This is a genomic window from Plantibacter sp. MDV22-iso1, from assembly GCF_058408345.1.
Window position 1 is genome coordinate 188,240 of the sequence record NZ_JBZVDY010000001.1, and the last position, 21,253, is coordinate 209,492.

A 21,253-nucleotide genomic window follows, 5' to 3' on the forward strand; every position below is an offset into this window, starting at 1 on the left:
GCAGTTCACACGTCACGTGTCCATCAACACCAGGGAGCAGTTGTGCCAGGAGAGAACCTCACCCGAGTCGAAGCCCAGGAGCGCAGGGCGCTCGTCGACACGTCGAGCTACGAGGTCGTGCTCGACCTCACGACCGGTCCCGAGGTGTTCCGCAGCACCACGACGGTCCGCTTCACCGGTGAACCCGGTGCTTCGACCTTCATCGACGCCATGACGCGCACCGTCCACTCCGTCACGCTGAACGGCGTCGAGCTCGACCCGTCGACCGTCTCCGACGGCGTGCGCATCCAGCTCGACGGCCTCGCTGCGGAGAACGTGCTCGTCGTCGACGCGGACGCCGAGTACACCAACACCGGTGAGGGCCTCCACCGATTCGTCGACCCCGTCGACGGCGAGGTGTACCTGTACAGCCAGTTCGAGGTGCCGGACTCCCGTCGGGTGTTCGCGGTGTTCGAGCAGCCCGATCTGAAGGCGACGTTCACCTTCACGATCACGGCGCCCGCGGCCTGGCAGGTCGTCAGCAACTCGCCCACGCCCGAGCCGGCACCGGCGCACGACGGCGCGGCGACCTGGAGCTTCGCACCCACGCAGCGCATCTCCTCCTACATCACCGCGATCGTGGCCGGCCCGTACGACGTGGTGCGCAGCGAGCTCACCTCGAGCGACGGCCGGACCATCCCGCTGGGTGTCTTCGCGCGGAAGAGCCTGGCGGAGTACCTCGACGCCGACTACATCTTCGAGAAGACGCGTCAGGGCTTCGCGTACTACGAGGAGAAGTTCGCGTACCCCTACCCGTTCGAGAAGTACGACCAGCTCTTCGTCCCCGAGTTCAACGCGGGCGCGATGGAGAACGCCGGCGCGGTGACCTTCACCGAGACCTACGTGTTCCGCTCGAAGGTGACCGACGCGATCAAGGAGCGCCGGGTCGTCACGATCCTGCACGAGCTCGCCCACATGTGGTTCGGCGACCTCGTCACCATGAAGTGGTGGAACGACCTGTGGTTGAACGAGTCGTTCGCCGAATGGGCTTCGACGATCGCCACCGCAGAGGCCACCGAGTGGACCGAGGCGTGGACGACGTTCAACGCGATGGAGAAGACCTGGGCCTACCGCCAGGACCAGTTGCCGTCGACGCACCCCATCGTCGCGACCATCAACGACCTCGAGGACGTCCAGGTCAACTTCGACGGCATCACCTACGCCAAGGGCGGCTCCGTCCTGAAGCAGCTCGCCGCCTGGGTGGGCATCGAGGCGTTCTTCGCCGGCGTGGGCAACTACTTCCGCAAGCACGAGTTCGGCAACACGGTGCTCGACGACCTGCTCGTCGAGCTCGAGGCGACGAGCGGCCGTGACCTCCGCGAGTGGTCGAAGCTGTGGCTCGAGACCGCCGGGGTCGGGACGTTGAGCCCGGAGTTCACCGTCGACGCCGACGGCGCGTTCACCGCGTTCGCCGTCCGTCAGACGGTCCCCGCGGACTACGACACGCTGCGTCCGCACCGCCTCGCCATCGGCCTGTACCGACTGCAGGACGGCAAGCTCGTCCGCACCCGACGCGTCGAACTCGACGTCGACGGTGCACTCACCGAGGTGCCGGAGCTCCTCGGTGAGACGCAGCCCGACCTGGTGCTGCTGAACGACGACGACCTCGCCTACGCGAAGATCCGCCTCGACGAGCGGTCGCTCGCGACGGCGATCGGCCACCTCGCCTCGATCGAGGACCCGCTCGCACGCTCGCTGGTCTGGGGCGCCGCCTGGGACGCGACCCGCGACGCCGAGTCGAGCGCCTCCGACTACGTGGAGCTCGTCCTCGGGAACATCGCCACGGAGACCGAGTCGACGACCCTGCGCACGACGCTCGGCCAGCTCGGTCTGGCCGCGCGCAACTACGTCGCTCCGGAACGCCGCCTGGCGACCGTCTCACGGGTCGGCGACGCGCTCTGGACGCTCGCCCAGGAGGCTGAGGCCGGCTCGGACGCGCAGTTCCAGTTCGTGAAGTTCTTCGCCGCCCTCGCCTCGACCCCCGAGCACGGCGAGCACCTGCGTGCGCTGCGCGACGGCTCCGCGGCACTCCCGGGCCTGGAGATCGACACCGACCTCCGCTGGGAGCTCCTCGAGGGCCTGGTCCTCCTCGGTCTCGCGGACGGTTCGGACATCGACGCGGCGCTCGCCGAGGACAACACGGCGAACGGTGCGCAGGCGGCCGCTCGCGCACGGGCGACGATCCCCACCGTCGAGGGCAAGCGTGCAGCGTTCGACTCGGTCGTCGAGCACGACGACCAGCCGAACGCGATCGTCCGGAACGTCGGTCTCGGGTTCGGACATGTCATCGACCCGGCCGTCCTGCAGCCGCTCGTCGAGCCGTACTTCGCCGCGCTCACCTCGGTCTGGGAGTCGCGCAGCTACAAGATCGCCGAGTACATCGTCGAGGGGCTCTACCCGGCGGCGCTCGCCTCCACCGAGCTCCGCGACTGCACCCGCGCGTGGTTGGACGCCAACGCCGATGTCCCGGCACTCCGACGCATGCTCGTCGAAGCCCTCGCCGGGGTCGAGCGGGCACTCGCGGCACAGGCACGGGATGCCGCATGATCCACTCGGCCGGATAGCACTCCGGTACCAGGATCCTCTGGAGAGAACCCCTCCACGGCACGACCCGCTGTGGAGGGGTTCTCCGTATCCTGGAGGGATGCGCCGACCAGTGAACGACGACCGACCCTCAGGGTCGTCCTCGTCGTGACCACTCGGAAGCCCTCCTCCGCCCCGGACCGGGCCGCGACGGAAGCCGCACTGATGCTCCCGCGCCCGCCCGGGGTCGTCCGACGCTGGTGGTCGAGGCATCCGTGGACCGCCGACTCGCTCATCGCCGCCGGGTACCTGCTCGTCGCGCTCTCGGTCAGCACCGTCGAGTGGTTCGACGTCGACCTGGCGGCCCAGCCCGGTCGCATCGCCCTCGCCGTCGCGATCGTGGGCGTCACGACGCTCGCCGTCCTGCTCAGGCGACGGCGTCCGCTCGCGATGGCCGTGCTCGTCATCGTCGTCGGGCTCGTCTCGGTCGCGCAGACGGTGGGCGTCGACGCGTTCGCGGTGCCGATCCTGCTGTACTCCGTGGCCGTGTACCGGACCGTCGCACTGGGCTGGCAGGCCTTCGCCGCCGCCGCGATCGTCGCCGTCCTCGCACCCTTCCTGCCCTGGGCCGCGCCACACGCACCGGGAGAGCCGCAGCAGACCATCATCTCGGTCGTCCTCTTCGCGCTCTTCGGGCTGCTGATCGGGATCAACGTCGGCAATCGCAAACGGTACGTCGAAGCCCTCGTCGATCGGGCGGCGCAGCTGGCCCGCGAGCGCGACCAGCAGGCCCAGCTCGCCGCCGTCGCCGAGCGGACCCGCATCGCCCGCGAGATGCACGACATCGTCTCCCACAGTCTCACCGTCATCGTCGCACTGAGCGAGGGGGCCCTGGCGACGAAGGACCCGACGGCGTCCCGATCCGCCATGACCGCTGTCACCGACGCCGCCCGGAGCTCCCTCGTCGACATGCGACGCATGCTGGGGGTCCTCCGTGAGACGGGCAGCGCGCCCCTCGCTCCGCAACCCGACGCCGCGTCGATCCCCGCGCTCGTCGAGACCTTCCGCGGACTCGGTCTGCCGGTCGCCCTCACCGCCTCCGGGCCGTCGACGGACGACCCGTCGATCCTGCTCGCCGTGCACCGCATCACGCAGGAGGCCCTCACGAACGCGCTGCGGTACTCGGAGCGGCCGAAGCGCGTCGACGTCGTCATCACCACCGACGACGAGCACCTCGAGCTCATCGTCGAGAACGACGGGTCCATTCCGGACGCGCCGTCGCTCGGCGCCGGCCAGGGCTTGCTGGGCCTCCGCGAACGCGTCGCGTTCCAAGGGGGTCAGGTCACCGCCGGAGCCGTCGGCGATCGACTGTGGCGCGTCCATGCCGTCCTGCCACTGGAACCACGTCCGACGAGAACGGCTCCGCCGACCACCGAACCACGAGGAACCACACCATGACCGATCCCGTCCGCATCCTGCTCGTCGACGACCAACAGCTCATCCGGCTCGGATTCGGTCTCGTGCTCGGCGCGGAGGACGATCTGGACGTGGTCGGTGAGGCTTCGAACGGCGCCGAGGCGATCCTCCTCGCCGCCACCCTGCGGCCGGACGTGATACTCATGGACGTCCGGATGCCGGGACTCGACGGGATCGAGGCGACCAGGAGGATCGTCGCCGCGAACCCCGACAGCCGCATCATCATCCTGACGACCTTCGACCTCGACGAGTACGCCTTCGGAGCGCTGCGGGCCGGCGCGAGCGGCTTCCTCCTGAAGGACGCCCTGCCGAACGAGCTGACGTCCGCGATCCGCGCGGTCCACGCCGGCGACGCCGCCGTCTCGACCCGCATCACGAAGCGGATGCTCGAACTCTTCGCGACGGCCCTCCCCGGCACCCCCGCGGCCGCCGAGGACGGCTCGGCAGCAGAACTCGCCGAGCTGACACCGCGGGAGCACGACATCCTCGTCGCCATGGCGGAGGGGCTGAGCAACGCGGAGATCGCCGCCCACTTCGTCCTCTCCGAGTCGACGGTGAAGACGCACGTCGGTCGCGTGCTCATGAAGCTGCAGCTGCGCGACCGCGTGCAGGCCGTCATCTTCGCCTACAAGCACGGACTCGTGCGTCCATGACCGTCCACGCAGGCACCGTCCGGCTCGCACTCGGGCGGCTCACACGGTTCACTCCGAGTCGCTCGATACACTGAGGCCCATATGAACTGGGATGAGATCTGGCCTGACGTGACCGCCTTCCTCTGGACGGCGGGGTGGAAGATCATCGGCGTGGTGATCGTGATCGGCCTGGCGTTCGCCGCCGCATGGGTACTCCGATTCGTCATCCGACGCGTCGTCGGCCGCATCGTGAGCGGCGTCAAGAAGAGCGCCGACGTCACCGACACGCAATCGCTGCTCGCCTCGCCGCTCGCCGCCGTCCGACTCGTCCAACGCACACGGACCCTCGGCACCGTGCTCAGCAACATCGTCAACGTCACGATCGTCATCGTCGCGGCCATCCTCGTCGTCAACGTCATCGACCCGAGCATCATCGGCTCCTTCGCGCTGCTGACGGCCGCGGTGGGTGCCGGTCTCGGTTTCGGCGCGCAGAACATCGTCAAGGACATCCTGAACGGCCTGTTCATGGTGGTCGAGGACCAACTGGGCGTGGGCGACGTGGTCGACCTCGGACCCGCCACCGGCGTCGTCGAGACCGTCGGCATCCGCATCACCCAGGTACGCGACGTCAACGGCACGCTCTGGTTCGTCCGCAACGGCGAGATCCTGCGGGTCGGCAACATGTCGCAGGGCTGGTCGCGGGTCATCATCGACCTGGCGATCCCGTACGACACCGACGTCGAGGCCGTCCAGGAGCGCATGCTCGACACGGCGAACGAACTCGCACACGACCCCAAGTGGCGCTCCCGCATCCTCGAGAAGCCCGAGCTGTGGGGTCTCGAGTCGATCTCGGGCGACGCACTCGTCATACGCCTGGTCATCAAGACGCGCACGAGTGCCAAGGACGACGTGGCTCGCGAACTTCGGATGCGGTTGAAGCGGGCCGTCGACGAGATGGACGTCAAGCTGCCGTCGCTCAACAGCATCGTCCTCTCGGGTTTCGAGGGTGCCGCAAGCGTGACCGGTTCGCGTCCCCCGCGCACCCACCCGACCACGGTGGTCCCGCCACGGGCGCCGAAGACCAAGCGACCCCCGAGAGGGCAGCAGTGACCGACTCCCAGGCACCAGGCACGTCCTTCTACGAGCAGGTCGGTGGACACGCCACCTTCAAGGCCCTCGTGGACGAGTTCTACCGCGGCGTGGCCGGCGACCCCGTCCTGAAACCGATGTACCCCGAGGAGGACCTCGGTCCGGCGGCCGACCGGCTGATGCTCTTCCTCGAGCAGTACTGGGGTGGGCCGGGCACCTACAGCGCCGAACGCGGTCACCCGCGTCTCCGGCTCCGGCACCAGCCCTTCCACGTGAACCCCGACGCTCGCGACCGCTGGCTGTTGCACATGCGCGCCGCCGTCGACAGCCTCGACCTCGCGCCGGTGCACGAGACGACGCTCTGGGACTACCTCGAGCGGGCAGCCCACGCCATGGTCAACACCTTCGACGAGGATCCAGGGGCACCGCGCCGCAGTCTCCTCTGATTCCGGCCGCGCGGTCGTAGGATCGGACGCACGTCCGTGCCGAAGGAGTCAACAGATGCCAGCAGCCGTCCCTCCCAATCCGTCCGCTGATCGAACCGAGGCCGACGCGATCGTGATCGGCAGCGGGCTGGCCGGGCTCGTCGCCGCCGCAGAGCTCATCGACGCCGGTAAGCGGGTCATCCTGCTCGAACAGGAGCCGGAGTCGAACCTCGGAGGCCAGGCGCACTGGTCGTTCGGCGGCCTGTTCCTGGTCGACTCCCCAGAACAGCGCCACCTCGGCGTCCGTGATTCGCTCGAGCTCGCGACCCAGGACTGGTTCGGCGCAGCAGCGTTCGACCGCCCCGAGGACCACTGGCCCAGGCGCTGGGCAGAGGCCTACCTCGATTTCGCCGCGGGCGAGAAGCGCGCTTGGCTCCACGACCAGGGCGTGCGGTTCTTCCCGGTCGTCGGCTGGGCGGAACGGGGCGGTTACGGCGCCATCGGCCACGGCAACTCCGTTCCCCGCTTCCACATCACCTGGGGCACCGGACCCGGTGTCGTCGAGCCCTTCGTCCGACGGGTGAGCGCCGGCGTCGAGGACGGCACGGTGTCGGCTCACTTCCGGCACCGTGTGGACGAGCTGCTCACCGAAGACGGCGCGGTCGTCGGCGTACGCGGCTCCGTGCTCGCCCCGTCGCATGCCGAGCGTGGGGCTCCGAGCTCACGCGACGTCGTCGGCGAGTTCTCGTGCAGGGCGCCCGCGGTGCTCGTCGCGAGCGGTGGCATCGGAGGGAACCACGACCTCGTCCGCGAACAGTGGCCGGCCCGGCTCGGGACGCCGCCGACGACCATGCTCTCCGGTGTCCCTGCGCACGTCGACGGACGCATGCTGGCGATCAGCGAGCGCGCGGGCGGGCATCTCATCAACGGCGACCGGATGTGGCACTACGTCGAAGGCATCACCAACTGGGATCCGATCTGGCCGCAGCACGGCATCAGGATCCTGCCGGGGCCGTCGTCGCTCTGGTTCGACGCGACCGGGAAGCGGCTCCCGGTGCCGCTCTTCCCGGGCTTCGACACGCTCGGTACCCTCGCGCACCTGCGTGCCACCGGCCACGACCACAGCTGGTTCGTGCTGACCCAGCGGATCATCGAGAAGGAGTTCGCGCTGTCGGGGAGCGAGCAGAACCCCGACCTCACCGGGAAGGACCTCGGGCTGCTCGCGAAGCGCATCGGTCCGGGAGCGCCCGGCCCCGTCGAGGCGTTCAAGGAACACGGCGCTGACTTCGTCGTCGCAGACACGCTCACCGAGCTGGTCGCCGGCATGCAGGAGCTGAGCCCGGAGACGCCCATCGATGCGGCGAACGTCATCGCCGAGGTGGAGGCCCGCGATCGCGAGATCGACAACCCGTTCACGAAGGACCTGCAGATCACGGCGCTCCGCGGCGCCCGCTCCTACCGGGGCGACAAACTCATCCGCGTCGCCGCGCCGCATCGGCTCCTCGATCCGAAGGCCGGACCGCTCATCGCGGTGAAGCTGCATGTGCTGACCCGCAAGAGCCTCGGTGGGCTCGAGACCGACCTCGCGAGCCGGGTCCTCGGTCCCGACGGGAACCCGGTGCCCGGTCTCTACGCCGCCGGTGAGGCGGCCGGCTTCGGCGGTGGAGGGATCCACGGCTATCGCGCGCTCGAGGGGACCTTCCTCGGCGGCTGTCTGTTCAGCGGTCGGACCGCCGGCCGCGCGATGGCCGCCGGCTGAGGATCAGGACACGGCACCCGCGAGCACATGCCCGCGTCGGGTGCTCAAGCGGACCCATCCGCCTGAGCGGAAGACGGCCGCACGCTCCGGCTCGGCGATGAAGCCGAGGCCCACCGCGGCGAACGCGGCACCGGTCGGGAGTCCGTGGCCGTCGCCGAGGGGCCGGGACCAGACCTGCGACCGCACCTTCTGGACGATCTGATCGCCCACCGCCGTGGGGAGCGTCTCGGCGATCTCCGAGGCCCCGGTCCTGGCGACGAGTTCGAGCTCGATGGTGTCCACGTCGCCCGCGCGTTCCCAGCCGCCACGCGGCGGCGCCTGTCCGACCCACGGAGCCGTCCTCGTGGACGGCGGCAGCTCGAGCGGCACGGTCTCGCGAGCATCCGCGACCAGGTCCTCGGCAGCGACGCCGCCGAGCGTGCGGACGATGCGGTCGATGAGTTCACGCGGGGTCGCGAGGACGTCGGCCGTGGCGGGTTCGGCGAGTGCGAAGGTACGCATCCCGATGATCGTCGGACTCCGGTCGAGCAGACCCTGCGGGTGTAGCACCGGAGCGGAGACCGCCAAGACGTCCCCGGCGGCCAGGAGTCGCACGCCGGAGTCGTCGATCCGGGCGGCGCGTGCGAGGAAGGTGCGGAGGTCGGCGAGCGAGGTGGCGTCGAGGAGCTGCAAGGTGGTGGACATCTCCTCTCAATCTACGCCACCGCCGCGTGCGCTCCGGCACCGCGCCGCCGGGGCCTGGATAGACTCGGCGGGTCGGGTCGGGCATCGACGACCGAGCCTCGACCCCGGATGAAAGGCGTGTTCGCGTGAAGGAACCGATCCACTCCCTGCTGACCGCGCTGGACCTCAGTGCTCCCGGTGTCCGGACCGACGAGGACATCTTCACCGGTCCGTCGCAATGGATGCCACAGGGGCGGGTCTTCGGTGGTCAGGTGCTCGCCCAGTCCGTCGTCGCCGCGACCCGGACCGTCGACGCCGAGCGCATCATCCACTCGATGCACGGGTACTTCCTCCGACCGGGCGACGTCGACCTGCCGATCACCTTCGCGGTCGACCGCATCCACGATGGACGCTCGTTCGCCACCAGGCGCACCCAGGCCTACCAGAACGGGGTGCCGATCCTCTCGATGATCTCGTCCTTCCAGACCCAGGACGAGGGTCCGGAGCATCAGATCGAGCTGCCCGACGGGATCCCGGACCCGGAGACGCTCCCGTCAGCCGCCGAGCTCCTCAGCGGGATCGACCACCCGGCGGCCGAGGCGTGGGCGACGGGACGCCCCTTCGACCTCCGACACGTCGGCTCCCCCGTCTACCTCCGGGTGGAGGGCGAGCGGACCACCCGGCAAGCGGTGTGGTTCAAGACGATCGAAGACCTGCCCGACGACCCGGCGCTGCACCGTGCCGCGCTCGCCTACGCGAGTGACTACACGATCCTGGAGCCGGTGCTCCGTCGTCACGGCGTTCCGTGGGCCACGCCCGGCATCAAGATCGCCAGTCTCGACCACGCCATGTGGTGGCACCGTCCCGCGCGCGTGGACGAATGGCTGCTCTACCTGCAGGATTCCCCGAGCGCCACCGGCGGAAGAGGTCTGTCCCTCGGGCGCATCTACGATCGGGCGGGTCGCCTCGTCGCGAGCGTCGCCCAGGAGGGCATGGTGCGATTCCCGAAACCTCGGTGACCGGGGTCGCTCAGCGTCGCGAGAACTCGATCGGATCCTCGAGGAACGGCTCCCATGCGGCACGTTCGACGTCCGAGATCCGGCGCGGCTTGAGGGTCTTGGCGTCCACCATGACGACCGTCGTCGACGCTCGGGCGTACAGCGTCTGAGATGCCCCGCCCAGCGGCGAGTACACCTCGTACGCGACCTGCAGGCTGGCCCCGCCGATCTTGCCCATCCAGAGCTGGACGTCGAGCGGATCGCGCTGGTACGGGATCGGGGCCAGGTACTCGATCTCCTGGTGCGCCACGAGCGTCAGCGTCTCGGCCTCGAGGCTCGCGTCGATGACCGCGGTCGGCGGCACGTCCTCCGACGCCAACGTCGGGATCCAGAAGACGCGGACACGCGCCTCCTCCAGCAGCTTGAGCATCGAAGCGTTGTTGACGTGGTTGAAGGCGTCGAGGTCGCCCCACCGCAGTGGGATCGGCACGTGGAGTCTGGTCATTGCTGGGCCCTCCGTGGGTCGGGGACGTACGGGTCGTAAACGGACGACGGCCCACCGGCAGAAGCCGATGGGCCGTTCGCACGAGTCCTAGTCGCGCGTGAGCTTGCGGTACGCGGAGCGGTGCGGCTTGGCCGCGTCCGGTCCGAGGCGCTTGATCTTGTCTTCTTCGTAGGACTCGAAGTTGCCCTCGAACCAGTGCCAGTTCGACGGGTTCTCCTCGGTACCCTCGTACGCCAGGATGTGCGTCGCGATGCGGTCGAGGAACCACCGGTCGTGGGTGATGACCACGGCACAACCCGGGAACTCGAGGAGTGCGTTCTCGAGGCTCGAGAGCGTCTCGACGTCGAGGTCGTTGGTCGGTTCGTCGAGCAGCAGGAGGTTGCCGCCCTGCTTGAGCGTCAGCGCGAGGTTCAGGCGGTTGCGCTCACCACCGGAGAGGACACCCGCCTTCTTCTGCTGGTCCGGGCCCTTGAATCCGAACGTCGACACGTAGGCGCGGGACGGGATCTCCTGGTTGCCGACCTGGATGTAGTCGAGCCCCTCGGACACGACCTCCCAGAGCGTCTTGTTGGGGTCGATGCCCCCGCGGGACTGGTCGACATAGGAGAGCTTCACGGTCTCGCCGACCTTGAGCTCGCCGGCGTCGAGCGGCTCGATGCCGACGATGGTCTTGAACAGCGTGGTCTTACCGACACCGTTGGGGCCGATGATGCCGACGATGCCGTTGCGCGGGAGGCTGAAGGAGAGGTCGTTGATGAGGACGCGTCCGTCGAAGCCCTTCTCGAGCTTCTTGGCCTCGAGGACCGTCGAGCCGAGTCGCGGACCGGCGGGGATCTGGATCTCTTCGAAGTCGAGCTTCCTGGTGCGCTCGGCCTCCGTCGCCATCTCCTCGTAGCGAGCGAGACGCGCCTTCGACTTCGCCTGGCGGCCCTTCGCGTTGCTGCGGACCCACTCGAGTTCGCTCGCGAGGCGCTTGGCGAGCTTCGCGTCCTTCTTGCCCTGGACGTTGAGGCGCTCGCCCTTCTTCTCGAGGTAGGTGGAGTAGTTGCCCTCGTAGGGGTACAGGCGACCGCGGTCCACCTCACAGATCCACTCCGCGACGTGGTCGAGGAAGTACCGGTCGTGGGTGACGGCGAGCACGGCGCCCGCGTACTGGGCGAGGTGCTGTTCGAGCCAGAGCACGCTCTCGGCGTCGAGGTGGTTGGTGGGCTCGTCGAGGAGCAGGAGGTCGGGCTTCTGCAGGAGGAGCTTGCAGAGTGCGACACGACGCTTCTCACCACCGGAGAGGTGGGCGACCGTGGCGTCGGACGGCGGGCAGCGCAGGGCGTCCATCGCCTGCTCCAGCTGCGAGTCGAGGTCCCAGGCGTCAGCGGCGTCGATCGCCTCCTGCAGCACGCCCATCTCGGCGAGCAGGGCGTCGAAGTCGGCGTCGGGCTCGGCCATCGCGAGCGAGATCTCGTTGAAGCGGTCGATCTTGCCCTTGATCTCGCCGACGCCCTCCTGGACGTTCTCGAGCACCGTCTTGTCCTCGTCGAGTTCCGGCTCCTGCATGAGGATGCCGACGCTGAAGCCCGGCGTGAGCTTCGCCTCGCCGTTCGAGGGGGTGTCGATCCCCGCCATGATCTTCAGGATCGTGGACTTACCGGCACCGTTCGGGCCGACGACGCCGATCTTCGCTCCGGGCAGGAACGCCATCGTCACGTCGTCGAGGATGAGCTTGTCGCCGACCGCCTTGCGGGCGCGGACCATCGAGTAAATGTATTCAGCCATGTCGCCGTCCAGTCTACGGCCGGACCCGTCGTTTGCGCTGCACGACGACGCCCGCGACGACGGCCGCCGCCGCGATCGCGCAACTCGTCGTCACCTCGAGGAGCCGGGCGGGTCCGCCGAAGAACATCGACACCAGCAGCGCGACGAGCGCGACGACGACCATGACCGTGAGCCACGGGTGTCCCCACATGCGGATCCCGCCGACGCGGTCGCTGCTCTCCGACGCCGAGACCTGGTCGAACCGTCGGCTGCGCAGTTGGGCGATGGCGATCACGATCCACACGAAGATCGCGATCGCGCCGGTGGAGTTGACGAGGAACGTGAAGACCTCGTCCGGTGCGAGGTAGTTCAACAGGACGCATACGAGCCCGACGACGGCCGAGCACAGGATCGCGACCGCCGGCGTGCCGCGTCGCGTCGTCGCGCGGACCGCTCGCGGGGCCTCCCCGCGGCCCCCAAGCGAGAACAGCATGCGCGACGCTGTGTACAGCGACGCGTTGAGCGTCGACAACAGGGCTGTGAAGACGATGATGTCCATCGCCACCCCGGCACCGGGGATCCCGGCGGCGTGCAGCATGGTGACGAAGGGGCTGATCCCCGGCGTGATCTCCGTCCACGGCACCACGATGAGGACGACCAGGATCGAGCCGATGTAGAACAACAGGATCCGCCAGACGACCGAGTTCACCGCTCGCCGGACGGCACCCTTCGGGTCCACCGATTCTCCTGCCGCGATCGTGGCGACCTCGGCACCGAACATCGAGAAGATGATCGGCAGCAGGGCCGCCAGGACGCCGCCGATGCCGAACGGCAGGAAGCCCCCGTCGGTCGGAGCGAGGTTGGCGACGGTCGCCGTCTCGGTCGGGACGACGCCGACGATGATGAGCGATCCGAGCGCGATGAACAGGATCACGGCCGCGATCTTGATCGACGAGAACCAGAACTCGAACTCACCGAAGGACTTCACCGAGACGAGGTTGGCCGCGAGGAACGCGACGGTGATGACGAGCGCCGGGATCCATTGCGGGAGACCGGGCACCCACTGGCTCACGATCTGCGCTGCGGCGGTCGCCTCGATGCCGACGACCACGACCCAGAACCACCAGTAGAGCCATCCGATCGCGAGACCGGCCCAGGGTCCGATGAATCGCGAGGCGTAGGCGGAGAACGACCCGGTCTCGGGCGACGCGGAGGCCATCTCCCCCAGCATGCGCATGACGAGCACCACGACCACGCCGGCCAGGGCGTACGCGAGGATCACGCCGGGCCCCGCTGCGAGGATCGCCGTGCTCGACGCCACGAGGAGCCCGGCGCCGATCATGCCACCGAGGGCGATCAGCGCCAGGTGACGAGGCTTGAGTGTGTGCGCCAGCGCCGCAGGAGCGACGGCGAGACGTCCGTCGGCCAGGAAGACGGCCTCGGTGGCAGGTTCCCCGCCCGGTGATGGGTTGGCGGTCATGCGGGCCCTCGATTCCGGATCGAGCCACCCAGGAGGTGGCGATATCTGAAATGTCAGGTTATGGCATGCTCACAGCTCGCACCAGCCCGGGAGTGGTCAGCGGCTCTACCAGTCGATCGCGCGGGTGACCCCGACGAGGCATCGCCCGGTGTCGAGCTGCGACACCACCGACGAGTGGTATCCCGTCGCCGGCCCGTTCTGCCCGAGGATGCATTGTCCTTGCCACCGGATGGCGAACTGGATCGAGTCGGCCGGCTCGCCGATGCTCGTCGTGTCCGAGGAGACCTCCATCTCCGCCTTCGGGAAGCCGGCGGCGACGAGACCGTCGATGATCGCCTGGCCGCCAGCGGCGGGGTTTGCGGCGAGCGTGGCGGCGTTGACCGCGTCGAAGAACGGCAAGTTGTCGGTGGCGGTGCCCTCGGGGAGCAGCACCGGCGCCGCCGGAGTCGTCTCAGTGGCGGTCGGCGTCTGGCTCGGCGTGGCCGTCGGCTCGGGAGCGGGCTGGGTGCAACCCGTCACGACGATGCCGAGCAGGCCGAGCACCACGCCGGCCCGTACGCCGGCGATCGACGAGCGGCGACGGATCGAAGTGACGGCTGAGGCGGGGCGGTCGCGGAGGCTCTTCTGCACGTCGAGCAGTCTACGTGGCGCGTCAGAACGGCGTGTCCTGCGGCGGCGCCGACGCCCACTCCCCGGTTCCGGATCCGGTCGACTCGGATGCGGCGGACGCCGGACTCGCCCCAGCTCCGACCGGTGACTCGACGGCCCCCTTCGGCTGCCAGCCGATGTCGGGCCCGATGTGATCGGCTTCGATGTCGACCGACGTCCCTCGTCGCTCACCCTGCTCCCAGTCGCGGATCCGCAACCGACCGAGCACGATCACACGTTGTCCTTTGACGATCGATGTGGCGGAGGCGGTCGCCAATCCACGGAAGGCGCTCACCGTGTACCAGTTCGTCTCCTGCGCCACCCAGGAGCCCTGCTTCTGGTCGTACCGACGTTGCTGCGACGCCAGGCGGAAACTGGTGATGTCCAGCCCGGATGTCGTGCGATGGTGCTTGGGGTCTGTCGCGACGTGTCCGCAGACGGTGATCTGGTCGTTCATGGGTTCCTCTCCTGTCGGTTCGTCGATCCTGGCGGTGGATCGCCGAAGCGTCCGGGGCGGGTCCGTGCCGATCGCCACCCCGGACGCACTGCCAGCCTCACCGATCCCGTAGGCCCTGTGTCGAGCCGGGCAACCCTCGTCGATGTCCACAACCGCGCACCTCGCTGTGGAGGACCCTCGTTCCGCCCCGACCAGGGCCGATGTCGGTGGCCCCGCATACGCTGACGAGTACCAGCCGGCAGTCCCCGTCCGGCATCACCCCACCAGCGCAGGAGGAGTCCCATGCCCAACGCCCTGAGCATCCGTCCCGGCTACTGGCGCGTGACGACCCCCGACGGCCGCGTGCTCGGAAACATCGAGGCCGTCGGAGCGGACGGCGTTCCGGAGTACCGGGCCAACCGGTTCCGACCGGCGGTCCTCGGGTACGCCCCATTGGGCAGCTTCAGCGATCTCGCGGTCGCCATCGACGCCTTCCGCAACTGAGCGGCGACCCTCCCGCCGTTCCCGTCGAACCCGGTGCGTCGCCCGTGTTCACGCCCGAACGAGGGGTAGTCTGCGGCCCATGCAGTGGTGGAATGACTTCGTAGAGTGGGTGACCTCAGCTGAGGTCCGCCCCATGCTGTTCGCTGCGGCCCTCTTCATCGTGGCCGTCGTGGTGTCCTCCCTCGTCGCCGCCGGCGCAAGCCGTCGCGCGCTTCGGGCCATCGTGGACCAACGCGATCGAGAGCAGAAGAACGTCGCGATCCTGGCGCTCGTCGACGCCGCCACCGAGGCCAGCGTTTGGAACTCGCTCACCCCTCAGGAGCAGGTGCTCAGTGATCGGGCGGTCGCCCAGGCCGACACGCTCGTGCGACTCAGCCCGATCAAGGGTGCGGCCGTCGCCGCGGACTGGGCGAATCACCAGCTCCACGAGATGAAGCGCAACTCCGCGACGTTCGGGTACGAGTTGGACCCGGTGGTCGAGGACTTCCGCGACCGTCTCGTCGAGTGGTCGAAGAAGCCGGCACGGGCCCGGAAGGACTTCGACGGCGACCTCCGTCGCTGGCGCGCCGAGTCCAGCGGATCGGAACAGGCGCTCGTCGCTGAGCAGGAGTCCTGGGTCGCCAAGCAGCACCACGAGCAGTACGCCGAGGTGAAGCCCGCATCCACCGCGCCGGCTTCACGGCCCGGTGACATCACCCGCTCGACGGGCGGCACGATCAACACCAGCACGACGCAGCGCATCATCGACGACGTCGCGGTCCTGGAAGCCGAACGCAAGCAGTCCAGCGTCAGCTGACCGCGAGACCGACAGACGGCGGCCCGATCAACCGATCGGGCCGCCGTCTTCGTGTCAGGGGTTCGTGGTCAGCGCCACCAGGTGTCGAACTTGCTGACCGGGACCTGGCGCTTGTGCTCCGTCGCCGTATACCGGGCCTCGATCGCTTCGGCGGCCGCCAGATCGATCTCGCTCCCCTCGAGGAAGTCGTCGATCTGCTGGTAGCTGAGTCCGAGATTCTCCTCATCGGTCTGGCCGGGAGTGCCGTCGAGGAGATCGGCGGTCGGTGCCTTCAGGTAGAGCCGTTCCGGAGCGTCGAGCGACTCCAGGAGGGCTCGCCCCTGACGCTTCGTCAGGCCGCTGAGCGGGAGCACGTCGGCTCCGCCGTCGCCGAACTTCGTGAAGAAGCCGGTGACCGCCTCGGCCGCGTGGTCCGTCCCGACGACCAGGAGCCCCTGCTGACCGGCGATCGCGTACTGGGCGACCATCCGTGCCCGGGCCTTCGCGTTGCCCTTGACGAAGTCACTGAGGGGTTCACCGGTCGCATCCGCGTACTCGGCTTCGAACCCGTCGACCGCGCGCTGGATGTTGAACACGACGGAGTCGTCCGGGCGGATGAACGACAACGCCAACTGAGCGTCATCCTCGTCGTGCTGCACGGCGTACGGCAGACGGACGGCGACGAACCGGGCCTCGCCACCCTCGGCTCGGACCTCTTCCGCCGCCAGCTGGCACAGGCGCCCGGCGAGCGAGGAATCCTGCCCCCCGCTGATGCCGAGAACGAACCCCTTCGTGTGCGTCGCCCGCAGGTACGACTTCAGGAAGTCGATCCGGGAACGGACCTCGGCCGCCGGGTCGATCGTGGGGCTGACATGGAGTTCCGCAATGATGCGGGCCTGGATCTCGCGCATGTCCCCAGGCTACTCGCTCGCCGGAGGCGCACCCGGAACTCCGAGGCACTTGCAACACACCGGAAACACGACTCGGTGGGCGAGGCGGATCTCAGGCCCAGCCGAGCTCGTGCAGCCGCTCGTCGTCGATCCCGTAGAAGTGCGCGATCTCGTGGACCAGGGTGGTGTGGATCTCGTCGGCGAGCTCGTCGAGCGTCTCGCATGCCGCCAGATGCGGCTCGCGGTAGACGATGATCCGGTCGGGCATCTCGCCGAAGCCGTAGCGGTCACGCTCCGTCAAGGCGACACCGTCGTACAACCCGAGCGTGTCGAGCGTGCCGTTCTCAGGGCGATCCTCGACGACGAAGACGACATTGTCGAGACCGTCGACCATCTCGTCGGGTAAGCGGTCGAGTTCGTCCACCACGAGGGCTTCGAACGCCTCGGTGTCCAGCTCCAACATGCCCGCTCCCCGGATACGACAGAAGCCGGAGGGATCCTCCGGCTTCTGTACGACATGGGGTGAGTAACGGGGCTTGAACCCGCGACCTCCTGGACCACAACCAGGCGCTCTGCCAACTGAGCTATACCCACCATGCGACCTGCTCCGCGGAGACCGCGTCACAAGCGACTGGATGAGTCTATTACATGTTTGGGGCGTACCGTGACACGACCGCTTCCGAAACCTGCTTCGCGTCGTCGGAGGACGGGCCGGGGAGGTCGACGAACAACGCTCCGCGGTAGTAGGCGAGCTCACGGATCGACTCGAGGATGTCCGCCAGCGCGCGGTGACCGCCGTGCTTCGACGGGGCGTTGAAGTAGACCCGCGGGTACCACCGACGGGCGAGTTCCTTGATCGAGGAGACGTCGACGTTGCGGTAGTGCAGGTGGGCGTCGAGTCGTGGCATGTAGCGCGCGAGGAACCCTCGGTCGGTCCCGATGGTGTTCCCGGCCAGCGGAGCCTTCGACTCGTCGGGGACGAAGCGCTGGATGTACTCGATGACCTGGAACTCCGCGTCCGCGACGCTCACGCCGTTCGGGATCTCCTCGAGCAGCCCCGAGGTGCGGTGCATGTTCGTCACGAACTCACCCATGTTGTCGAGTGCCGACTGATCGGGCTTGATCACGACGGAATAACCCGGGTCGAGGATGTTCAGTTCGAAGTCGGTGATCACGACGGCGATCTCGACGAGTTCGTCGACCTCCAGCTCGAGTCCGGTCATCTCGCAGTCGATCCAGACCAGACGGTCCCCAGCTGTGCTCATGGGTCGAGTCTACTCAGCACGACCGACGCCGCCGGTTCCGTAGACTCGAGCGGTGATCATCGCCATCTCCGTCCTGCTGCTCGTCAACGGTGTCTACAACGTCGTCGTCTGGCCCCGCTTCCTCAAGCGGATCGTCGCCGACCCGCGTGCCCGCGACGATCAGGGACGTGCGACGACGTTCCTGCGCGTGCACGTCATCCTCATCAGCATCGCCCTCGTCCTCGCAGCCCTGTCGCTGGTCTTCGGTGTCCTCGGCCTCCTCGGCGTCGGCGCCTGAGACACCGCTGCGGTATCCTGGACGACGCCCGCCTCCGTAGCTCAGGGGATAGAGCAGGAGCCTTCTAATCTCTTGGTCGCAGGTTCGAATCCTGCCGGGGGCACACCAGAAGCTCTCGCGGACCCTTACTCATCTCTTGGTCGCAGGTTCGAATCCTGCCGGGGGCACCTCACACGACATCGCGGACCCTTCTCATCTCTTGGTCGCAGGTTCGAATCCTGCCGGGGGCACACCCCTTCGACAAGCTCAGGGACCGAAACCCGAGCCCTGACCCCTCGACAAGCTCAGGGACCGGAACCCGGACGCTCATCGTCACTCGCGCAACCAAGGATTCCAACGTCCACGACCGTCGTGAGCGAGGGCGTCGAGGACGAGTGCGGAGACCTGGTCCGCCGCGCCGGTCGCCTCGATGCGGAGCCCGGCATCGAGGTCGGGCCGCTCCCGCTCGATGAACGCGTCCTCCTGGAGGGTCCACCCCGCGAGCCAGTCCACACCGTCACCGCGCCCGATGAGGCGGTCCGTGCGCTGCACCACCGGCGCGTCGAGCCACAGCACCGTGTCGGCGAGCACCCGCGACGACCGCGACGACGAGCCGCAACCCTCGACGATGAGTGGACGGTCGCTCGGCACCAGGTGCGCCTCCGCACGGGCGGACCGTTCCCAGTCCCAGCGCCGCCACTCCCCCGCTCGCCGCTCGGCGAACGGTCTGAGGATCCACTCGACGAGGAGTCGAGCACCCTCGTCGAGCCCCTCCCACCCCGGATACAGGTCGTCCATGTGGACGACCGTACTGGCCGTCAACGCGGACGCGACCGAGGAGGCGAGCGTCGTCTTCCCCGTGCCCGACCGTCCGTCGATGAGCAGGACCGGCGGAACCGCGCTCACTGACCCACGACCCGGAACGTACCGGCGAGGACCGCCGTGGACAGCGCGAGGGCCATGATCACCATCGTCACCAGGACGGCCAGAAGATCGGCCCGGCCCAGGCGGGACGGTCTCGCCCAGGTGCGTTCGATCGGTGCCCCGAACCCCCGCGCCTCCATCGCCGTCGCGAGTTTGCTCCCGCGGCGGATGGCGAACACGAGCAGCACGAACGCCATGGACGCGAACCGCCGGACCACTCCCCGGTCCCCCAGCCCACGGGCACGACGGGCGAGCGCGAGACTGCGCCAGTCGTCGATGAAGAGTCCGAGCATCCGCGCGCCAGCGAGGATCCCGAGCACGAACCGCGACGGCAGCTTCGCGATCTGAGACAGCCCGTCGGCCAGATCGGTCGGATCCACCCGCGCGAAGAGCAGGATCGTCGGGAGACCGAGCGCCAACACGCGGATCGTCACGGCGACCGCCAGTTCGATCGAGTTGTCCGTCATGCGGACGAACCCGAGCGACAGGTACTCCGTCCCTCCCGGCTTCGCGTACAACAGCATGCTGATCCCGCCGATGGGCGCGAAGACGAGCACCGGCAGGGCCCGCTTCAGCAACGCGGTGAACCGCAGGCCGGAGAGCGGGAACAGCATCACTTCGAGCAGGACCGCCGTGCTCGCACTCACCCAGTCGATCGTCAGCAGCAACGGGACGGACAGGATCAGGACGGCCAGCACCTTCGTCACCGGATTCACCCGATCGAGCGGCGGTCGATGGTGCAGCACCGTCGAGCGCTCCGCTGCCGTGAGGCTCGTCATGCGGCCCGCCTCCGGAGCTCCGGCGGTTCGAGGAGGATGCGATGGTCGCCCAGATGCTCGACGACCCCCGCGTCATGCGTGACGGAGACGATCGTCGCGCCGCGTTCGCGCTCGTGCTGCAGCAGGCGGACGAGTGACAACCACGTGCGTCGATCCTGCCCGAACGTCGGTTCGTCGAGGACCATGACCGCCGGCCGGGCGGCGAGGACGGTGGCCACCGACAACCGGCGCTTCTGACCCCCCGAGAGACTGAACGGGTTCGCCTCGGCGAGACGACCGAGACCGAGCGCATCGAGGATCTCGGAGACCCGCTCGTCGATGGCGGTCCGGGACCAGCGGAGGGCCTGCAGGCCGACACCGAGCTCGTTCCGCACGGTCGATGAGACGAACTGGTGCTCGGGATCCTGGAAGACCGTCCCGATGCGCGCGAACAATTCGGTCGACTTCCAGCGGATAGGCCGGGATCCCAGCCTGCCGGCGAGCTGCGGAGCGGCGGTCACCGTCCCCGTGATCTCCGGCAGCAGTCCCGCCAGCGTGAGCGCGAGCGTGGACTTCCCCGCGCCGTTGGGGCCGACGATGACGGTCCCCGCGCCTTCGGGCACCGCGAGCCCCAGGTGCTCCTGCACCGGCTGCTTCCGCGTTCGACCGATCGCCAGGTCGTCGGTCGTGATGACCGCCGCTGATGGGCCGGACACCGGACGAGGGGCCAACCCCAGCGGGATGCCCGGCACCCAGACGCCCGCATCGGCCAGGCGCTGCCCGACGTCGTCGAGGACGAGGTCGGGTGGCCCGTCGGCGAGGACACCGCCGTCGGCGTCGAGCACGACGACCCTGGTCATCAGCTCGCGCCAGACGTCGACGCGGTGTTCGATGACGACCAGGGTGGACGAACCGTCATCGACCAGCCGAGCGACGGCGTCCCGCACCTCGGCCACCCCGGCCGGGTCGAGGTTCGCGGTCGGTTCGTCGAGCAGGAGGAGCGAGGGCTGCATGGCGAGTACGCCGGCGAGGGCCAGCCGCTGTTTCTGACCGCCGGACAGCGCCGAGGTCGAGTGGTCCAGCGGCAGGTCCAGTCCGACGGCCTCCAGCGAGGTGTCGACGCGGCGCCAGATCTCCTCGCGCTCGATGCCGAGGTTCTCGCAGCCGAAGGCGACGTCGTCGCCGACCTTGGACAGGATCACCTGCGAGTCGGGATCCTGCAGCACGAGCCCGATGCGACCCCTCGCTCGTTCAGGCGGAACGCCGTCCACGAGGAGCGAGCCGTGGGACTCCCCCTCGTCCGCTCCGCCGAGCACGCCGGCCAGTGCGTGGATCAGCGTCGACTTGCCGGCACCGGACGCCCCCAGCAGGAGGACCCGCTCGCCCGGTTCGATCACGAGGTCGAGGTCGCTCACCGCCCAGGCCTTCCGACCGGCATGCCGCCACCCCCAGTCCCGCG

At 68.7% G+C, this 21,253-nt stretch carries 22 protein-coding genes and 2 tRNA genes; 11 read left to right on the forward strand and 13 right to left on the reverse strand.

Annotated features, from left to right (window positions below; genetic code table 11):
* Window positions 1–42 precede the first annotated feature (42 nt).
* The 6 genes from pepN (at window position 43) to AC4PMY_RS00885 (ending at window position 7,943) form a co-directional block, all read left to right on the forward strand.
* Window positions 43–2,586, forward strand: coding sequence for an aminopeptidase N (gene pepN / locus AC4PMY_RS00860; RefSeq protein ID WP_491621783.1), 2,544 nt, complete (start codon window positions 43–45; stop codon window positions 2,584–2,586).
* Between the two features lie 144 nt (window positions 2,587–2,730).
* Window positions 2,731–4,020, forward strand: a complete 1,290-nt coding sequence (locus tag AC4PMY_RS00865) for a sensor histidine kinase (protein WP_491621784.1) — start codon at window positions 2,731–2,733, stop codon at window positions 4,018–4,020.
* The gene (locus AC4PMY_RS00870) at window positions 4,017–4,691 is read left to right on the forward strand and encodes a response regulator (RefSeq protein WP_064295144.1); all 675 of its coding nucleotides are present in this window, start codon (window positions 4,017–4,019) and stop codon (window positions 4,689–4,691) included. The genes AC4PMY_RS00865 and AC4PMY_RS00870 overlap by 4 nt, the downstream gene beginning before the upstream one ends.
* A gap of 81 nt (window positions 4,692–4,772) precedes the next feature.
* A complete protein-coding gene (locus tag AC4PMY_RS00875) occupies window positions 4,773–5,780 on the forward strand; it encodes a mechanosensitive ion channel family protein (RefSeq protein WP_491621785.1) in 1,008 nt (335 codons plus the stop codon).
* Window positions 5,777–6,205, forward strand: coding sequence for a globin (locus AC4PMY_RS00880; protein WP_491621786.1), 429 nt, complete (start codon window positions 5,777–5,779; stop codon window positions 6,203–6,205). Before AC4PMY_RS00875 ends, AC4PMY_RS00880 begins: the two co-directional genes overlap by 4 nt.
* A gap of 55 nt (window positions 6,206–6,260) precedes the next feature.
* Window positions 6,261–7,943, forward strand: a complete 1,683-nt coding sequence (locus tag AC4PMY_RS00885; RefSeq protein WP_491621787.1) for an FAD-binding dehydrogenase — start codon at window positions 6,261–6,263, stop codon at window positions 7,941–7,943.
* A 3-nt stretch (window positions 7,944–7,946) separates the two neighbouring features.
* Here AC4PMY_RS00885 and AC4PMY_RS00890 read toward each other — a convergent pair whose 3' ends face one another.
* Window positions 7,947–8,627 carry a DUF8185 domain-containing protein gene (locus AC4PMY_RS00890; protein WP_064295140.1) on the reverse strand — a complete coding sequence of 227 codons (681 nt, stop codon included), beginning with the start codon at window positions 8,625–8,627 and terminating at the stop codon, window positions 7,947–7,949.
* Window positions 8,628–8,752: 125 nt separating this feature from the next.
* Here AC4PMY_RS00890 and AC4PMY_RS00895 point away from each other — a divergent pair, with 125 nt between their 5' ends.
* Window positions 8,753–9,625 carry an acyl-CoA thioesterase gene (locus tag AC4PMY_RS00895; protein WP_064295139.1) on the forward strand — a complete coding sequence of 291 codons (873 nt, stop codon included), beginning with the start codon at window positions 8,753–8,755 and terminating at the stop codon, window positions 9,623–9,625.
* A 10-nt stretch (window positions 9,626–9,635) separates the two neighbouring features.
* Here AC4PMY_RS00895 and AC4PMY_RS00900 read toward each other — a convergent pair whose 3' ends face one another.
* From AC4PMY_RS00900 to AC4PMY_RS00920, 5 genes are all read right to left on the reverse strand, one after another.
* On the reverse strand, window positions 9,636–10,109 hold the full coding sequence (locus tag AC4PMY_RS00900) for an acyl-CoA thioesterase (protein WP_064295138.1): 474 nt from the start codon (window positions 10,107–10,109) through the stop codon (window positions 9,636–9,638).
* Between the two features lie 87 nt (window positions 10,110–10,196).
* Window positions 10,197–11,879: an energy-dependent translational throttle protein EttA gene (gene ettA, locus AC4PMY_RS00905; protein ID WP_064295137.1), complete on the reverse strand. Its 1,683-nt coding sequence runs from the start codon at window positions 11,877–11,879 to the stop codon at window positions 10,197–10,199.
* Window positions 11,880–11,892: 13 nt separating this feature from the next.
* Complete coding sequence (locus AC4PMY_RS00910; RefSeq protein ID WP_082916015.1) at window positions 11,893–13,338, reverse strand: amino acid permease; 1,446 nt, start codon at window positions 13,336–13,338, stop codon at window positions 11,893–11,895.
* A gap of 105 nt (window positions 13,339–13,443) precedes the next feature.
* Entirely contained in the window at window positions 13,444–13,968 is a 525-nt protein-coding gene (locus tag AC4PMY_RS00915; RefSeq protein WP_231884329.1) for a DUF6993 domain-containing protein, read from the reverse strand.
* A 22-nt stretch (window positions 13,969–13,990) separates the two neighbouring features.
* On the reverse strand, window positions 13,991–14,443 hold the full coding sequence (locus tag AC4PMY_RS00920; protein ID WP_064295163.1) for a single-stranded DNA-binding protein: 453 nt from the start codon (window positions 14,441–14,443) through the stop codon (window positions 13,991–13,993).
* Window positions 14,444–14,725: 282 nt separating this feature from the next.
* Here AC4PMY_RS00920 and AC4PMY_RS00925 point away from each other — a divergent pair, with 282 nt between their 5' ends.
* Both AC4PMY_RS00925 and AC4PMY_RS00930 read left to right on the forward strand, forming a co-directional pair.
* Window positions 14,726–14,926: a hypothetical protein gene (locus AC4PMY_RS00925; RefSeq protein ID WP_064295136.1), complete on the forward strand. Its 201-nt coding sequence runs from the start codon at window positions 14,726–14,728 to the stop codon at window positions 14,924–14,926.
* Between the two features lie 79 nt (window positions 14,927–15,005).
* Window positions 15,006–15,722, forward strand: a complete 717-nt coding sequence (locus AC4PMY_RS00930) for a hypothetical protein (RefSeq protein ID WP_121290279.1) — start codon at window positions 15,006–15,008, stop codon at window positions 15,720–15,722.
* Window positions 15,723–15,790: 68 nt separating this feature from the next.
* On the opposite strand, the gene nadE is transcribed toward AC4PMY_RS00930, so the two are convergent.
* From nadE to orn, 4 genes are all read right to left on the reverse strand, one after another.
* A complete protein-coding gene (nadE, locus tag AC4PMY_RS00935) occupies window positions 15,791–16,612 on the reverse strand; it encodes an NAD(+) synthase (protein WP_064295134.1) in 822 nt (273 codons plus the stop codon).
* Window positions 16,613–16,703: 91 nt separating this feature from the next.
* The gene (locus AC4PMY_RS00940; protein ID WP_064295133.1) at window positions 16,704–17,054 is read right to left on the reverse strand and encodes a metallopeptidase family protein; all 351 of its coding nucleotides are present in this window, start codon (window positions 17,052–17,054) and stop codon (window positions 16,704–16,706) included.
* A 55-nt stretch (window positions 17,055–17,109) separates the two neighbouring features.
* A tRNA-His gene (locus AC4PMY_RS00945) sits at window positions 17,110–17,185 on the reverse strand.
* Window positions 17,186–17,235: 50 nt separating this feature from the next.
* Window positions 17,236–17,856: an oligoribonuclease gene (orn, locus tag AC4PMY_RS00950; RefSeq protein WP_064295132.1), complete on the reverse strand. Its 621-nt coding sequence runs from the start codon at window positions 17,854–17,856 to the stop codon at window positions 17,236–17,238.
* A 52-nt stretch (window positions 17,857–17,908) separates the two neighbouring features.
* On the opposite strand from orn, the gene AC4PMY_RS00955 reads away from it, so the two are divergent.
* Window positions 17,909–18,133: an SCO4848 family membrane protein gene (locus tag AC4PMY_RS00955; RefSeq protein WP_064295131.1), complete on the forward strand. Its 225-nt coding sequence runs from the start codon at window positions 17,909–17,911 to the stop codon at window positions 18,131–18,133.
* Between the two features lie 30 nt (window positions 18,134–18,163).
* A tRNA-Arg gene (locus AC4PMY_RS00960) sits at window positions 18,164–18,236 on the forward strand.
* Window positions 18,237–18,445: 209 nt separating this feature from the next.
* Here AC4PMY_RS00960 and AC4PMY_RS00965 read toward each other — a convergent pair.
* From AC4PMY_RS00965 to AC4PMY_RS00975, 3 genes are read right to left on the reverse strand one after another with little or no spacing between them, the layout of a single operon-like run.
* Window positions 18,446–19,018 (reverse strand): nucleoside/nucleotide kinase family protein, encoded by a 573-nt coding sequence (locus AC4PMY_RS00965; protein WP_354294729.1) that lies wholly within the window; start codon window positions 19,016–19,018, stop codon window positions 18,446–18,448.
* Window positions 19,015–19,815, reverse strand: a complete 801-nt coding sequence (locus tag AC4PMY_RS00970; protein ID WP_491621788.1) for an energy-coupling factor transporter transmembrane component T family protein — start codon at window positions 19,813–19,815, stop codon at window positions 19,015–19,017. Before AC4PMY_RS00970 ends, AC4PMY_RS00965 begins: the two co-directional genes overlap by 4 nt.
* Window positions 19,812–21,209, reverse strand: a complete 1,398-nt coding sequence (locus AC4PMY_RS00975; protein WP_491621789.1) for an ABC transporter ATP-binding protein — start codon at window positions 21,207–21,209, stop codon at window positions 19,812–19,814. Before AC4PMY_RS00975 ends, AC4PMY_RS00970 begins: the two co-directional genes overlap by 4 nt.
* Window positions 21,210–21,253 lie beyond the last annotated feature (44 nt).